The following is a 15,832-nucleotide window of genomic DNA, read 5'->3' on the forward strand; positions in this document are numbered from 1 at the left end:
GAAGCGATGTCTACGACGGGCTACGCCTACGCATTTTTTAATTTCAGGAAATGCGTAGGCGTAGCCCTAATTACCCAAATGTCTAAACACACATCAGCTTGTTGCAATCTGACGCTGTAAGTAGATGGTAAATTCAACTTGTGGCTAGACATTGTTAAAAATTATTGATCATGAGCTTTAAAACAGTAGTCTTCTATGGTTCCTACAGGAGCGATCGCCAGGGCATCAAAGCTGCCAGATTCATAATTAATCAGCTTGAGCAAAGAAACCATGAGGTGATTTTTGTCGATGCAAAGGAGTATGACTTTGGCATTTTAGACCGGATGTATAAGGAGTATGATACAGGTCATGCTCCTGCAAAGATGGAAGAACTGGCAGAACATATCCGAACAGCAGACGGTTTTGTAGTTGTTGCGGGAGAGTATAACCATTCCATTCAGCCAGGGTTGAGCAACCTGATGGATCACTATTTAGAAGAATACTTTTTCCGCCCGGCTGGTATTGTTTCTTACTCAGCTGGTGGCTTTGGAGGAGTACGGGCAGCCATACAGTTACGTTCTTTTCTGTCAGAGATGGGAATGACTACGATTTCAAGTATTTTTGCCATCTCCAAAATTGGGGAATCTCTGGATGAAGCAGGTACTTCACAGGCGATCGCTTTGACGAAGAGAGTCGGTCAATTTTTGGATGAATTAGAGTGGTACGAAGAAGCATTGCAACGACAAAGATTTGCAAAAGGAAACCCGTTCTAATCAAGTCGGGATAAGTATTAAACGACAGTTATGATTTTTTCATGACTAAATCTGTGGTTTCATTTGAAGGATATCGAATTTTGCAAGATATCTACTTATGATCATGAACGTTGCACCCGCCATTGTAGTACTAGGTCAAAATAGCGTGACAGTAGCACGCAAAATAATCAGCGTTCTACCAGGAGCGACGCTATACGGTCTAGCGGGTCGCACATCGGGAGTGGATGTCAGCTTTACTAATTTTGGCGACACGTTACGCGAGTTATTTGCTCAGGGAACGCCGCTAATTGGCATTTGTGCCGCCGGAATTTTAATTAGGACGCTAGCTCCCATACTCTCGGATAAACAGCAGGAACCACCTGTGTTAGCTGTGGCTGAAGATGGTAGTGCTGTTGTTCCCCTCTTGGGTGGACTTGGTGGGGTAAACGATTTGGCCCGCCGCATTGCCGAAGCGCTTGATGTTAAACCTGCAATTACAACTACAGGTGATTTACGTTTGGGTACAACGCTTTTGTCTCCTCCCAACGGATACCGTTTAGCAAACCCAGACGATGCTAAGAAATTTATTTCAGATGTGCTAGCTGGGGCAGAAGTCAGACTAGAAGGCATAGCACCTTGGTTGAGCGATAGTAAATTACCCATAAATCCCAATGGAGATTTGACCATCCAAGTTACGGAACGTTTGGTAACTCCTACAGCCAACTGTCTTGTCTATCACCCAAAAACTGTAGCGATCGCAATTAATGGCATCATTGATGATGCAGTCGCTTTAGTAGAGCAGCTACTAGTTGATACCAAACTAGAAAAAACATCAGTCGCCGGGATATTTGCACCCATCACCGCCGCCAATCCCGCAGTTAATGCTGTAGCTAGCGCCTTGGGAGTACCTGCCCGCTTTTTTAACCCAAATCAGCTAGAAAGTCTGTTATCACAAGGTTATAGCCCTGCCCAAGCAGCTGCGATCGCCGCCACAGGCACATCTCCATTATCTTCCTCATCTCCTGATGTTGCGATCACAATTGCCCCCCAACCAATTGACCTCAACACTATCGGTCAGCCACGTGGAAGGTTAGCGATTATTGGCACGGGGCCTGGTGGATCGCAATGGATGTCTCCAGAAGTGAAGGAGATACTCAAGTCGGCAACTGACCTCGTAGGTTATAAAACTTATTTAGATTTAATCGGTTCTCTGGCTGATGGCAAGCAACGGCATGAGTCTGACAACCGTGAAGAAGAAGCACGGGCAAAAATGGCCCTTGATTTGGCTGCATCTGGGCGATATGTCGCTGTGGTTTCATCTGGCGACCCTGGTATCTATGCAATGGCAACAGCAGTTTTTGAAGTGTGCGATCGCTATGCCAAACCCGAATGGGACACTATCGATATTCATGTAGCACCAGGTATTTCAGCTATGCAGGCAGCAGCAGCAGCCATTGGTGCGCCCCTTGGACATGACTTCTGTGCTATTTCCCTCTCTGATATCTTGAAGCCTTGGTCTGCTATCGAACAACGAATTACTGCTGCTGCCGAGGCTGATTTCGTAATCGCTTTTTACAATCCTGTTTCCAAAGAACGTACTTGGCAACTGGCAGAAGCGAGAAATATTTTGCTGCGACATAGAACACCGGATACCCCAGTAGTATTGGCGCGGAATCTCGGCAGACCAGGACAGACGGTGAAAGCGATCGCACTTGAGCAGTTAGCACCAGCAAGCGCTGATATGCGAACAATTATTCTCGTTGGTTCCACAAAAACCCGAACCATCAAACGCAGTGATGGTAATTTCTGGGTTTATACGCCGCGCCGCTATACGGAAGAATAAGCATGATAAGCGCTGTAAAAACAAGGGAAACTTCTCCTTTGTTGGGGTTATATCATGTTCGGTTAAAGACTTATCATTAAGACTGCAAGGGGGCAGGGGGCAGGAGGAGAAAGGGTTTTCAGGTTTTTGCACAGATGCGGAAATTATAACTAATTAGCCGGACATGATATTAAATCCATTTTTCTATGCGATCGCATAATAAAACCCCAGGACTGGGAATTCATTCCTGGGGCTGTTATACCTGACCACCTTTACATTTTTAATCTAAAAGCCATGTAAATATTGAACTTTCAAAAGACATATATATCTGGATTTTGTCCAAATATACTTTTGGAATTAAGTCAATTCGTGTTATTATGAATTCGTTTTTTATGAAAATAAAATAATAATAAAAGTTATTTTATACAATTAAAATTTAATCAGTTTGAGTATTTGTAAAAAGATATAATTCCAGTAAATATGTCCATTATCTTAGCTGAAATATCTTGATTTTTTTTGGTCGATAATTAACAATAAAAGCATCATGATTCATACATGATTGTAGCCGAAAAAGTGACAGAAGCCCTTATTTAAGTCCGCGAAAGCGGACTTTTTTGTATCTATACATAAGTGATTGCTATCTTTATAACCCAATATGGTTCATTTAAGGGCTACTGGCAAAAGTTTGGGGTTTCGAGACGCGATAAATCGCGGTCTCTACAAGTGTTTCTTTTTAAATCACTTTTAACAACCGATGAAAATTCAAATTTTTTGGAGATACTCAGGTGGTACACGATCCACTAACCAAACACCATTATCAGAACAATAGAAGATGTAACCTGCCTGATGCATTGTGGCAGCAGATATAGCAAAAACCACTGGTTTTCCATGTCTTGCACCAACAGTTTGTGCTGTTGCAATATCCTTTGATAAATGGACATGATGCCGTGACATTTTGCAAAGTCCTGTTTCCATAATTGAATCTACAGATTTGTGTCCCGTGCCATGATAAAGCTCATCTGGGGGAACAGCAGGTTCTAATTGTAAATCGACTTCTACACTATGTCCTTGGTTAGCCCGAATCAGAGTACCTGTTGAGTCAAAAGAAAAACGTTGTTTTTCGCTAGATTCTACTACCGCCTCTAATTCTTGACGGGTAATCGAAAACTTGTTTTTAGCACAAGCGGTAATTAATTCATCAACAGCAACCCAACCACCAGGAGCAAGTTTAATCCCAATTGCATCCGGTGCATGTCGCAGATGTTTGCTGAGATATTTGCTGATTTTGACGAGGCGAGAATCACTCATTTGCTTATAATTGATAAACTTATACTACAGGCATATATTTATATGTTACATTACGATTTTCATTGATGATTTTACAAAAATTTTAAGCAATCCAGAAATAGGTAAGCATCAAGGTGATAGCAGTTAGCGGTAATCCAAATCGCAAATGTTCCCCAAAAGTGAGTCGATATCCCTGTTTGGCAACAGCCTCCGCCACAATCAAGTTTGCCACCGAACCCAGTAGGGTGAGATTTCCTGCTAGTGTTGAAGCCGCCGCTAGTAGTAGCCAAGTGCGGGTGTCGGGATGGGGAATTAGGTGATGTAGTAGCAGTACAGCCGGTACATTCGACACTAAATTTGATAGCAAAGCTGTTATCCCTAAAATGCTCAAGGGATTGTCAACAAAACGAGAAAGCCATTCTAAAGAACCAAGTTTTTGTACACCTTCGGTAAGGATGAACAGTCCACAAAACATTAATAGCAAATCCCAGTCTACCTTTTGTAAAATTCGCTCAGGCTTGAGGCGGCGCGTCACCAGTAATAGTGCGGCGGCAATTAAGGTAACTTCAGCAGTAGGAATTCCGATTAAAAATGCTACTAGTAATCCGGTGGTAATCAATAGACTTTTAATTAACAGTGGCTTGAAGATGTGATAACGCGGAGGTTTTACTTTTAAGTAAGGACGAAGCGATCGCACCTCTGGATATAACCACCACAATAAGCCTACCTGAATCGTCAAACAAATCAACGCAAGTGGTGTTAAGGCTTTCGCAAAATCTAGATAACTAATGCCAGAAAAGGAACCGATCAAGATATTTTGGGGATTACCGCTCAAGGTGGCAACAGAACCGAGATTAGTTGCACCTGCTAGCGCCAGCAAATAGGGAATAGGTTTAAGCTTGAGTAACTGGGTAATACCAACTACTAAAGGTGTCAAAATTAGAGCAATCGTATCATTGAGAAAAAGTGCTGAGAGGATGCCACTGCCAAAAGTTAACACCACCAGTAACCCAAATGGGCTGTGGATGCGGCGGATTGTGTAATCAAGGGCAAGCTGAAAAAAACCAGAGGCGGCGAGATTGGCGCTGATTACCATCATGCCAAATAGAAAAATTAGTGTTTTGTAGTCGATCGCACCCCACGCCGCAGGCAAATCTAGAACTCCCAATGCCATTAAGAAGGCAGCACCAACAATGGCGATCGTCGCCCGATTCATCCGCAGCCCGGGCAAGTATCCTAATCCTAGCCCGATGTAGGTGATAATAATCACGAGATATCGCAAAACTACCATTGCTCTATTCCCTAAACGTAGCAAGCCCCGATTTAGAGCTTACCGGATAGGCTGTAGATTTAGTTTCGCGCATGAAAAACCAGAAGAAAATTAAGGCAAGAGTTGCGATCGCAGCCATAGATCGTGAATATCTGCTAAAAATACATTCAACCAATCAAGTGTTTTCACGCTTCGTTTATGCGTTACAGAACGAGTGCGAAGTGTAGGAGTGTGTAACTTTAAGATGCAATACGGTTCGGATAAGCATTTTTCACTTTCCTTGTAGTCTGGGTAAAGGGGAAAGGATGTATTCAAAACATGAGTCCCTTTCCCCTTCAACCGAACCGTATTGACTTAAGATGTATGCCCTTAGCACGTAGTATCATCATCAATAGTTGAGAATAAGCGATCGCGATCACTCACCAAGACTTAAAACCACTTTTCTTTTTCCAGGTGTTTAGTTACTTACGCCGAACCTCTTCTAGAAAAGCAACTTGGTGTGACACATCGCTTAACTTTTGGAACGCCCTGCAAATAAGATATGTTAGATTTATTTATCTCTACTTACTTAATTTTTGTAAAACCAGATACATTAAATGGTAGTTTAGTAGCAAAGGAATCGAAGAGCATGGCCATTAGTAGCCCTGAAGTCATCCGTCATATCTTGATCGGGCTGGGATATTTAGCACCTGAGATTGATCCGAAGCCGGATCTCACTAAATTCGCTCCCTGGAAGCGCAACAACAACTCATTGACAGACGATCTTACTGAAGAAGCGATTAAAAAGTTTCAGAAGCAGTACTCAAAAAAACTTGTGGTAAATGGTAACGCTGATGCTGAAACTCGAACTGTAATGGAAGAGACAGTCAAAGGGCTTCAAAATAGATTGAAGTTTCACGGTTTTGCAACCCCTGCCGAAATTCCTCCAGACAAGCCTTTTTATGGGCCAGCCACTTATACAGCAGTCAAGAAATTTCAGAAATCTCAGGGTTTAACTGAAAATGGCATTGCCACTTTTGAACAGCGTCAAATTCTACAGCAGCCTAACCTGACAGATAAGCCTCCAACCCCGCCACAATCACAACTCAAGCTGATAGATTTGTGCTTCCAATTCAAAAAGAATCCTCAAAATCCTTCTTACATCGCAGCGTTAAATAACTTACAACAAAACCTACCCAAGGACGTTTTACACAAAGTTACTAACAAATGGAGAGGGACAAACGACCAAAATCCTGAGATTGTCAAGCTGACAAATTTGTTTATTTATTATGACGACAACAATCCAAACCATCGTGATGCACTAAATCACTTACAAAGTCAGATTACCCCAGCTATCTCTCAAGCATTTTTAAGCCTCTGGAATAAAAAGTAAGCAAAGCGATCGCTCTTGGAGAATTTCCAAAGCCTCTAAGCTAACGCGCCTACATATTGCAATATTTTCCGTGTAGACCGTCATTAGTCATTAGTCATTTGTGTTTACCAAGGACAAAGGACAACCTCACCAGTTGATGTGCAATCTTATTTGCATAACAGCTTAGTAGCTTTTGTGGTGAGACTAAGAGGTTGTTTGAAAAGTGTTTTGCTGTGACTTTAGGCACTTTGAGATCCCCCCTAACCCACATTTTTTAGGGAATACTTAGGAGAATCTAGAACTTTTGATACCGACAAAATGACTTTTCAAACATCCTCTCAAATGGATGTGGATATTTGCGATCGCAGTTCTAAAAACGAAACTGGCTGAGAATTACAGCGATTTTCAGCTCAATAGACTATACTCTAGGGGGCGCAAGGCTTTTGCCGCGATCGCGCCCTAGATTTAGATGCTGTTCATGCCTAGAGACAACATTTATTTTCCTTAAACAGTCGATAATGTAAATAAATGTAAAAAATTCTCAGGCAGGATAGAAGCATCTATGCGTGTAATTTTAATGACTGGTAAAGGCGGCGTGGGCAAAACTTCCGTCGCTGCTGCAACTGGACTCCGTTGTGCAGAACTAGGCTATCAGACATTGGTTTTAAGTACAGATCCGGCTCATTCCCTAGCTGATAGTTTTGACATAGAACTAGGACATGCACCCCAAAAAATTCGCCCAAATCTGTGGGGTGCAGAACTGGATGCGCTGCAAGAACTAGAGGGAAACTGGGGTGCTGTAAAACGTTACATTACCCAAGTTTTACAGGCGAGGGGTTTAGACGGCGTACAGGCGGAAGAATTGGCGATTTTGCCAGGGATGGATGAGATTTTTGGCTTGGTAAGGATGAAACGCCATTACGATGAAGGTGAGTTTGATGTATTAATTATCGACTCAGCCCCCACTGGCACTGCACTGCGCTTACTGAGTCTACCTGAAGTCGGTGGTTGGTATATGCGCCGTTTTTACAAACCATTTCAAAACATCTCAGTAGCACTTCGCCCTCTGGTTGAACCATTTTTTAGACCAATTGCTGGTTTTTCGCTACCCGATAAAGAGGTGATGGATGCACCTTATGAGTTTTATGAACAAATTGAAGCTCTAGAAAAAGTATTAACAGACAATACCCAAACCTCAGTACGTCTAGTCACCAATCCTGAAAAGATGGTGATTAAAGAGTCTCTGCGTGCCCATGCTTATCTGAGTTTGTATAATGTTGCAACAGATTTAGTAGTGGCTAATCGGATTATTCCAAGCGTTGTCCAAGATCCCTTTTTCCAACGTTGGAAGGAAAGTCAGGAACAATATCGCCAGGAAATTCATGATAATTTCCACCCTCTACCTGTGAAAGAAGTTCCCCTATTTTCTGAAGAAATGTGTGGATTAGCTGCATTGGAACGCCTCAAGGAAACTCTTTATAAAGATGAAGATCCGACTCAGGTTTATTACAAAGAAACTACTCTTAGAGTCGTGCAAGAGGAAAATCAATACAGCTTAGAAATTTATCTACCTGGTATTCCTAAAGACCAAGTTCAACTAAGTAAAACCGGAGACGAATTAAATATTACTATTGGCAACCATCGTCGTAACTTAGTTTTGCCACAAGCCTTAGCAGCACTACAACCAGGAGGGGCAAAGATGGAAGATGACTATCTAAAAATCCGCTTTGCAGACAACACCAGAGTTTAATTTTGTTGAATGTTTCTCTGTCAACAAAAAGTTAAAACTAACAAGCAAGAACTCTATCTTAATAGCTAGTACAGACGCAATTTTTTAGCGTCTGTTTTTATGATTTTTTGATGAATTTTATATAAGGTAAATAATATTTTCACTAGTAACTAGACCGTAGTTTTACTGAAGACAAATTGACGAAATAAATTTCACAATGTTGTTAGAATTACTAATTTAATTTTGCAAACTACTAATTGATTTTTCTATAAGCAATGACCTCCAATCCTGAACAAAATTTGCCTTTATATAGCCAGGAAGAAAGTTTACTACGCCGGATTACAAACCGTATCCGACGAAGCTTAGAGTTAGAAGAAATTATCACAGTCACAACGGCAGAGGTGCGATCGCTATTAAAAACTGACCGAGTGATGATTTACAAATTTCATGCCGATGGTAGCGGTCAGGTCATTGCTGAGTCAATTTACAATAATCGTTTACCGTCATTACTGGGGCTGAATTTCCCAGCAGACGATATTCCACTCAGCGCCCGTGAGCTATTTCTCAAATTACGGGTGCGTTCTGTTGTAAATGTTGATACTCAAGAAATTGGTCAAATTCACCTACGTGACTTGGATAATGGAGAAACTGTCTCAGAGGAGATCCGTTACCGCTCTGTAGACTCCTGCCATATTGAATATTTGACGGCAATGGGGGTAAAATCCTCTGTAGTAGCGCCTATTCTCTATCAAGATCAACTCTGGGGGCTACTGGTTTCTCATAATTCTGAAGCGCGTTTGATTTCAGAATATGAACTAGAAGCAGTGCAGATGGTGGTAGAACAACTCTCTGTAGCGATCGCTCAAAGTACGCTGCTCACTCAAGTCCGCAAAACAGCCGAACGGGAAACTATCATTAACCGCATTGCTACGCTGCTACATTCACTACCGACAATTGTATTACAACCAGCCTTAGAAGCGGCTGTTGCTGCCTTTAATGGTGTTGGTGGCAGGCTTTGCATTAGAAATGAGGCTTTTGATTACTACAACGGCAATCTTACTAGCTTAACAGAATGCTTAATACCAGGAAATACTTGTATCAAGCTTTTTATCTGTGGACAGCAGCCTGTGATGCCAGAACAAACTATATATCCACTAATAGAGCAGTATAGTATCTGGCAAGAACACTATAAGTTTGGTAAATACGATGTTTGGGCAATTTCAGATTTATATAATAGCTCTGACTTGCGAAGCTTACAAGTTGCTTTTCAACCAACTAAAATTCGTGGCATATTGACAATCCCACTCCAGTATCGTCAGCAGTTACTGGGCTACTTAAGCATTTTCCGCAATGAAGTAGATACAGAGACTTTATGGGCAGGGCAGTATGATAGCGATCAAAGGCAACTATACCCCCGGCGATCGTTTGAGGTTTGGCGCGAATCTAAAAAAGCACAAGCTCAAAAATGGACGGTTGAAGAGATTGAACTGGCTAGAGACATCGGTAAACACTTTGCTTCGGCTATTCAGCAGTATGAACTACAGCAACAAGTACAAGTCTTCAATGAAAATTTAGAAAAACAAGTTAAAAGACGCACAGTTGAGTTACAACGGACAGCTGAACAAGAACAGGCTGTGTTTAAAGTTATTGCCGAGATTCGCGAATCTCTAGACACAGATACTATTTTTCAAACCACTACTAAAGAGGTTTGTCAATTAATCAAAGCTGATCGCGTTTCTGTTTATCGTTTCGATTCTAATTGGGGTGGTGAATTTGTCGGGGATTTCGAGGCTGCTAGTCCATATTGGTCGAATGAGTCAGAGATAGGTATTAATACAGTATGGAATGACACCTACTTACAAGATACAGAGGGAGGACGCTACCGCAAGAATGAAACATTTGCAGTCGATGACATCTACAAGATGGGATTCGCTAAGTGTCATATCGACAATCTAGAGCAGTTTCAAATTCACGCTTTTGTGCTTGCTCCGATCTTTGTTGGGCAAAAACTTTGGGGTTTGCTGGCAACTTATCAACATACTGGCCCCCGACAATGGAAAGCCTCTGAAGTTAACTTTCTCAGTCAGATTGCGGCCCAAATGGGTGTAGCACTCCAGCAAGCTGAATTACTCACTCAGACACGACAACAGACGTTAAATTTACAACAAGCAGCAGAACAACAACGGGTATTGTTTGAAGTTGTCGCCAAAGTTAGGGAATCTCTCGATCTAGATGCGATTTTTCAGACAACCACCCAAGAAATCTGTAAATCACTACAAGCGGATCGAGTTGCAGTCTTTCAATTTCAGCCTGATTGGAGTGGTGAATATATTGCCGAGTTTGTGAGCGATCGCTGGGTAAAACTAGTAGGTTATGATACTAAGACAGTTTGGCAAGATAGCTATTTGCAGGAAACCCAAGGTGGCCGATATCGTCACAATGAAACCTTTGCAGTGGATGATATTTATCAAGTTGGACATTCTCAATGCCATATTTCAGTTCTAGAGCAAATTCAAGCAAGGGCTTATGCGATCGCACCTATATTTATTGGGCAGCAGCTATGGGGCTTGCTAGCAGCTTATCAGAACTCTGCACCCCGCCATTGGGAAGCCTCGGAAATTAAGTTTATCACTCAAATTGCCAATCAGCTTGGGGTTGCACTCAAACAAGCCCAATTACATAATCAAACTAAAGAGCAGACAGAAAAGCTGACTCAAGCTCTGCATGATTTAAAGCAAACTCAAACCCAACTGATCCAAACTGAGAAAATGTCCTCATTAGGTCAACTGGTAGCTGGTGTTGCTCACGAAATTAATAACCCCGTCAACTTCATTTATGGCAACATTAATCATGTCAACAATTACGCCCAAGATTTACTGAGTATACTAGACCTCTATTTACAAAATACCCCTAACCCCAGCCCTGAGATTCGCGATCGCACCTTCGAGATCGACTTAGAATTTCTCATTGAGGATTTGCCGAAAACTCTATCTTCCATGAAAATTGGGGTTGATCGCATCCGTCAGATTGTCTTGGGTTTACGGAATTTCTCTCGCCTTGATGAGGCAGAAATGAAGCCAGTTGATATTCATGAGGGCATTGATAGCACTTTGCTAATTTTGCAACATCGTTTGAAAGCAAAACCAGAAAGTCCGGCTATTACATTAGTCAAAGAATACAGTGAGCTTCCCTTAGTAGAATGCTATGCCGGGCCACTGAATCAAGTATTTATGAATGTTTTAAGCAATGCGATCGATGCTCTTGAAGATTACAGGGAATCTTCATCAAAACTTCATAGCGGTCAAATTACTATTCGTACTGCGATCGGAGAGCTTGAAGGTAATATCAAGAGCGTAGTAATTCGCATTGCAGACAATGGCTCAGGAATACCCGAAGCTCTGAAGGCAAGAATCTGTGACCCATTTTTCACTACTAAACCAGTGGGAAAAGGCACTGGTTTGGGGTTATCAATAAGTTATCAAATTGTCGTAGATAAACACGGTGGTGTGTTTAAATGTGATTCTCAGCCGGGGTTAGGTACAGAATTTTGGATTGAAATTCCGGTGAGCCAAATTACCAAATCTTAGAGAAGATTAACTTTCATAGTAAAGCTGAAGGCAGGTGAAGGAAGCAGAAGAAATTATTCTTTGATGAGCTGTAGGGGCAATTTATCAATTACTCTTACGATAGATGTGGTTTTTAAAATCATTTATATAGCACTTCATAGCGCTTCTCGTTTGGATGCACTCTCTCCTAAAAGGAGTTTCGGTGTACACACAAGCCTTTATAAGGGGAGGGTTAGGGTGGGGTAAAACCTTGGTTAATCAGCTATTTCAGACTTGTGTATACACGGCAGCCTAAAGAAAGTAGCAGAGGGCAAAAAATATATTTTCTTCCTCCTGCCTTCTTTAATGCTTGCCAATAAAGAGCAACTTTTAATTGATTACTCCCGAAAGTGGGTGCAATATTGTTAAATGAAAGCTATGCCTAGTTTCAGCTTTTAAATACCGTTCTTGCAAGGGTTGCCACTGCTGCCACGACTGATAACGATTTTCAGTTAACAAACTAGCAAGGGTAGGCAACTCAGTCTTAATTTCTGATTTAAATACCTTTTCAAGCCAGTCAGTTAAGACCGCACTATCTTGCATCGTACCCAAAATTTCTTGGATATTTTTCACTTCTGTCATATAAGCTCCGTAAGACTCACCATATAAGTCTGTAAATAGCTCCATCTGGTAGCGTATACGTTTAGCTTCTTTTCGCAAACTATGCAGAATTTCGCCTTGTGTTGTTAATTGTTGTTCTATCTTTTCTGGTTCCCAGTTCTTCTGAATTTTTACCTCTGCTTCCACAAGTTGAGTACCAACTAGCCAACCTGGATGTAGTAAAAAGTTACTCACTTCTGGTAGAAGTAAATCTGGTAGTACTTGCTGGATAGTAATAGATGCCAATGGTTGATAAGTTGGTTTGTCTAACCACTTATCTAATGCCTCTTTTAAAGACTTATAAGATTCATCTTTTAACGTTTTCTGTACACTTAATGCTACATCTTCACGTTGTTTAGCTAAAGCGTTGAAAGCTGTTTGTAAAGATTCTTGTTCTTTGTGGGGTAAGTTTGGTTTGTAATTGTTTTCCAAACTTTCTTTGAGTACGTCTAAATCTCGCAGATTACCAAGACGACGGGCTATTTTACCAATATTTTTATCGCTGATTGGTTTTGGTAGATCCACTGCTAGTCCAAACCTAGTTACAGCCGTGCGTAAACGACGCATTCCTACTCGCATTTGATGGAGCGCTTCTGGATCTTCATCTTTCTTTACTGATTTTTCCCACTTCAAGGTTTTCTTAAAGTGTTTTTGAATCGCTTGGTAGGCGTAGTCCCCTAGAGTTTTTACCGTGGTTTGTGTGGCTAATTTCATAATTGAGCTTAATTACTACCTCATGAGGTTATTGCATAATAACATTAGTTAAAAATTTATATCTAGTTTTAATATATTTTTTATTCAATGAAGTTGTTACGCTTTTTATTACTATTGATAGTTGCATACTATTAATAGTAAGATAAATTATCTACCAAAGGTCTAAAAAGCCGATTCACTTTTGCGATTTAATATTTACGATAGCTGATAATAATTTTTTACATGAATAATTTATTATGATAGCATGATTAACCTTTTTGCAATCATCAGGATAATTTAGAATGTCAAACTCACATTTACTGAATCAAGTTATCTTGACTTTTATAGATAATTTTAAAGAACATAGAGAAGATTTATCAGCATTGTTGCTAACACATCAGAAGTATTTATGGTTAGGGTCAGATGAAACTTCAACTATTGAGCGTCTGTCTTTAGTTGATACTGATAAATTTACAGACCATCAACAATTTCGGGTAGCAGAATTTATCAACCTACCTGCACCAGAAAATCAAGAAATAGATATCGAGGGACTTGCTTACACTGATAATTATCTATGGTTTGTTGGTTCTCATAGCTACAAACGTAAAAAGCCTAAACCTGATAAGACTGATGCACAAAACTTTAAACGGCTAGCAAAAATTGAATCAGAACCTAACCGTTACGTCTTAGGACGGATTCCTCTAATAAACGGTAGCTTATTCTCATCTTACCCGCATCCCCAAAATCCAGATATGCAGTTGAATACCGCTAAACTAGAGGTAACGGAACAGGGTAATTTGCTGATGACAGCTTTGGCAGACGACCCTCATTTAGGCTTGTTTATCAAGGCATCAATTCCAGGAAAAGATAATGGCTTTGATATTGAAGGAATAGGCGTTTATCAAAGCCGGATTTTTTTGGGTTTGCGTGGCCCTGTATTGCGGGGTTGGGCTATGGTGCTGGAAATTGAATTAGAAGATTCTAGCGCTGGAATTCTGAAACTGCGGCAAATTGGGGAAGCAAAGGAATTATATAAAAAGCATTTTGTCTGGTTGAATGGTTTGGGAATTCGGGATTTATGTGTAGATGGCAAAGATTTGTTGATTTTAGCGGGCCCAACGATGGATTTAGATGGGCCCGTACAAATTTATCGTTGGGTAAATGGCGTGAATCTGCGAGAAAATGTCTTTAGCAATCCAGATTTTGTCCAGGATATTCCATTTGGAAATCGGGAAGATCATGCTGAGGGAATGACGCTGTTTCAGGATGTGGCTGGTATACCTTCGCTATTGGTAGTTTATGACTCTCCAGCAAAAAGTAGGCTGGTGGGTGATGGTGCTGTAATAGCGGATGTGTTTAAGATGGAATAAAGATGAATTTTGGTTTTTGGATTGTTAAAGGTTAGTGGAGATTGCTTGTACGGGACAAGTAGGGATACATTGTTCGCAGACGATACAACGCGATCGCGTGAATGTCAGTTTGTATGTCTCTGGGTGGAGAGTGAGAGCTTCGGTAGGACAAACCCCGGTACACAAGCCACAATGGACACAGACATCCTCATCGATCGCAATTTCGCCTAAAGTATAAGAAACGTTAACATGGCGCGATCGCATCCACTCGATAGCGGCATCTAGTTGATCGATATCTCCCGCTAGTTCCACTACGAGTTTGCCAATTTGATTTGGGGCAACTTGGGCACGGATAATATTAGCAGCGACGTTGAATTCTTTGGCCAGTACGTAAGTGACTGGCATTTGCACGGCGCGTTTCGGGAAGGTTAGTGTTACTCGTTTTTTCACAGGTTTAACAGAGGGTTTTTTCTGTTGTAACGTATTGGAAGTTTTATAACTCGAAAGATTTAGACGATGTAGGGAGTAGGGAGTGATATGGTTTAATTATTTAAAAAGCAATATAATTTTTTTTCCAATTTAAGTTTATTAGTTTTTATTTGTTGTATCCATTTTAACTTGGAAAGCTTTTAACATGAAAATATTAGTTGTAGAAGATGACGAGTTAAATGCATGTACACTGACCAACCTTTTGACTAACCAAAACTATGCGGTTGAAGTTGCTACTGATGGCGATGCTGCTTGGGATTTTATTCAAGCTTACGATTATGATTTAATTCTCCTGGATGTAGTTTTGCCTAAGCTAGATGGCATTAGTCTTTGTCGTAAAATCCGGTCTAATGGTCTGCAAATGCCGATCTTGTTGATGACAGGGCGCGATAGTAGTCATGAGAAAGCGATCGGCTTAGATGCAGGTGCAGACGATTATTTAGTTAAACCTTTTGATATAGAAGAGTTAGTTGCTCGTGTGAGGGCGCTGTTACGTCGCCCAGCCGTAACCTCGCAACCTGTTCTGGAGTCTGGGAAGTTGCGGCTAGACCCTAGTAGCTGTGAAGCGATTTATGCTGGAAATCTGCTCCCGCTTACCCCAAAAGAGTTTGCTCTGTTAGAACTATTCTTGCGAAATAGTCGTCGGGTGTTTAGCTGTGGCATGATTTTAGAACATCTTTGGTCTTATGAAGATACTCCCCAAGAAGAAGCTGTTCGCACTCATATCAAAGGGTTAAGACAGAAACTCAAAGCTGTAGGAGCGCCCAGTAATTTAATTGAAACAGTTTATGGAATCGGCTATCGTCTAAAACCACTACAAGAGCAGCAGAACAACCAGGGGGAATTAGAAGAGGGAGAATCCCTAGCCCCAACTCTCAAATCACAGCAGCAAGCGCTAATGGCAGT

General features: G+C 41.2%; 12 protein-coding genes. 7 read left to right on the forward strand and 5 right to left on the reverse strand.

What is annotated here, in order from left to right:
• The first annotated feature begins 170 nt into the window (after positions 1-170).
• Together G1O98_RS15485 and cobJ are read left to right on the forward strand one after the other, a co-directional pair.
• Positions 171-752, forward strand: a complete 582-nt coding sequence (locus tag G1O98_RS15485; RefSeq protein WP_163929614.1) for an NAD(P)H-dependent oxidoreductase — start codon at positions 171-173, stop codon at positions 750-752.
• Between the two features lie 97 nt (positions 753-849).
• A complete protein-coding gene (gene cobJ / locus G1O98_RS15490; RefSeq protein ID WP_163929615.1) occupies positions 850-2,574 on the forward strand; it encodes a precorrin-3B C(17)-methyltransferase in 1,725 nt (574 codons plus the stop codon).
• Between the two features lie 741 nt (positions 2,575-3,315).
• Here the strand turns inward: cobJ and G1O98_RS15495 are convergent.
• From G1O98_RS15495 to G1O98_RS15505, 3 genes are all read right to left on the reverse strand, one after another.
• Entirely contained in the window at positions 3,316-3,861 is a 546-nt protein-coding gene (locus tag G1O98_RS15495; RefSeq protein ID WP_163929616.1) for an RNA 2'-phosphotransferase, read from the reverse strand.
• A gap of 82 nt (positions 3,862-3,943) precedes the next feature.
• Complete coding sequence (locus G1O98_RS15500) at positions 3,944-5,131, reverse strand: anion transporter (protein ID WP_163929617.1); 1,188 nt, start codon at positions 5,129-5,131, stop codon at positions 3,944-3,946.
• Between the two features lie 90 nt (positions 5,132-5,221).
• A complete protein-coding gene (locus tag G1O98_RS15505) occupies positions 5,222-5,425 on the reverse strand; it encodes a hypothetical protein (protein ID WP_163929618.1) in 204 nt (67 codons plus the stop codon).
• 226 nt (positions 5,426-5,651) lie between these two features.
• Between G1O98_RS15505 and G1O98_RS15510 the strand changes: the two genes are divergently transcribed.
• From G1O98_RS15510 to G1O98_RS15520, 3 genes are all read left to right on the forward strand, one after another.
• Positions 5,652-6,482, forward strand: a complete 831-nt coding sequence (locus G1O98_RS15510) for a peptidoglycan-binding domain-containing protein (protein ID WP_163929619.1) — start codon at positions 5,652-5,654, stop codon at positions 6,480-6,482.
• Positions 6,483-7,023: 541 nt separating this feature from the next.
• Positions 7,024-8,211 (forward strand): TRC40/GET3/ArsA family transport-energizing ATPase, encoded by a 1,188-nt coding sequence (locus G1O98_RS15515; protein WP_012411082.1) that lies wholly within the window; start codon positions 7,024-7,026, stop codon positions 8,209-8,211.
• 254 nt (positions 8,212-8,465) lie between these two features.
• Positions 8,466-11,777 (forward strand): GAF domain-containing protein, encoded by a 3,312-nt coding sequence (locus G1O98_RS15520; RefSeq protein WP_163929620.1) that lies wholly within the window; start codon positions 8,466-8,468, stop codon positions 11,775-11,777.
• A gap of 348 nt (positions 11,778-12,125) precedes the next feature.
• Here G1O98_RS15520 and G1O98_RS15525 read toward each other — a convergent pair whose 3' ends face one another.
• Positions 12,126-13,109, reverse strand: a complete 984-nt coding sequence (locus G1O98_RS15525; RefSeq protein WP_163929621.1) for a CHAD domain-containing protein — start codon at positions 13,107-13,109, stop codon at positions 12,126-12,128.
• Between the two features lie 281 nt (positions 13,110-13,390).
• On the opposite strand from G1O98_RS15525, the gene G1O98_RS15530 reads away from it, so the two are divergent.
• A complete protein-coding gene (locus tag G1O98_RS15530; RefSeq protein WP_163929622.1) occupies positions 13,391-14,458 on the forward strand; it encodes a DUF3616 domain-containing protein in 1,068 nt (355 codons plus the stop codon).
• Between the two features lie 24 nt (positions 14,459-14,482).
• On the opposite strand, the gene G1O98_RS15535 is transcribed toward G1O98_RS15530, so the two are convergent.
• The gene (locus tag G1O98_RS15535) at positions 14,483-14,887 is read right to left on the reverse strand and encodes an NIL domain-containing protein (RefSeq protein WP_012411079.1); all 405 of its coding nucleotides are present in this window, start codon (positions 14,885-14,887) and stop codon (positions 14,483-14,485) included.
• 184 nt (positions 14,888-15,071) lie between these two features.
• On the opposite strand from G1O98_RS15535, the gene G1O98_RS15540 reads away from it, so the two are divergent.
• On the forward strand, positions 15,072-15,832 hold a 761-nt coding region (locus tag G1O98_RS15540), incomplete at its 3' end, for a response regulator transcription factor (protein WP_163929623.1).

Source organism: Nostoc sp. UIC 10630 (genome assembly GCF_010747425.1).
Taxonomy (GTDB): domain Bacteria; phylum Cyanobacteriota; class Cyanobacteriia; order Cyanobacteriales; family Nostocaceae; genus Nostoc.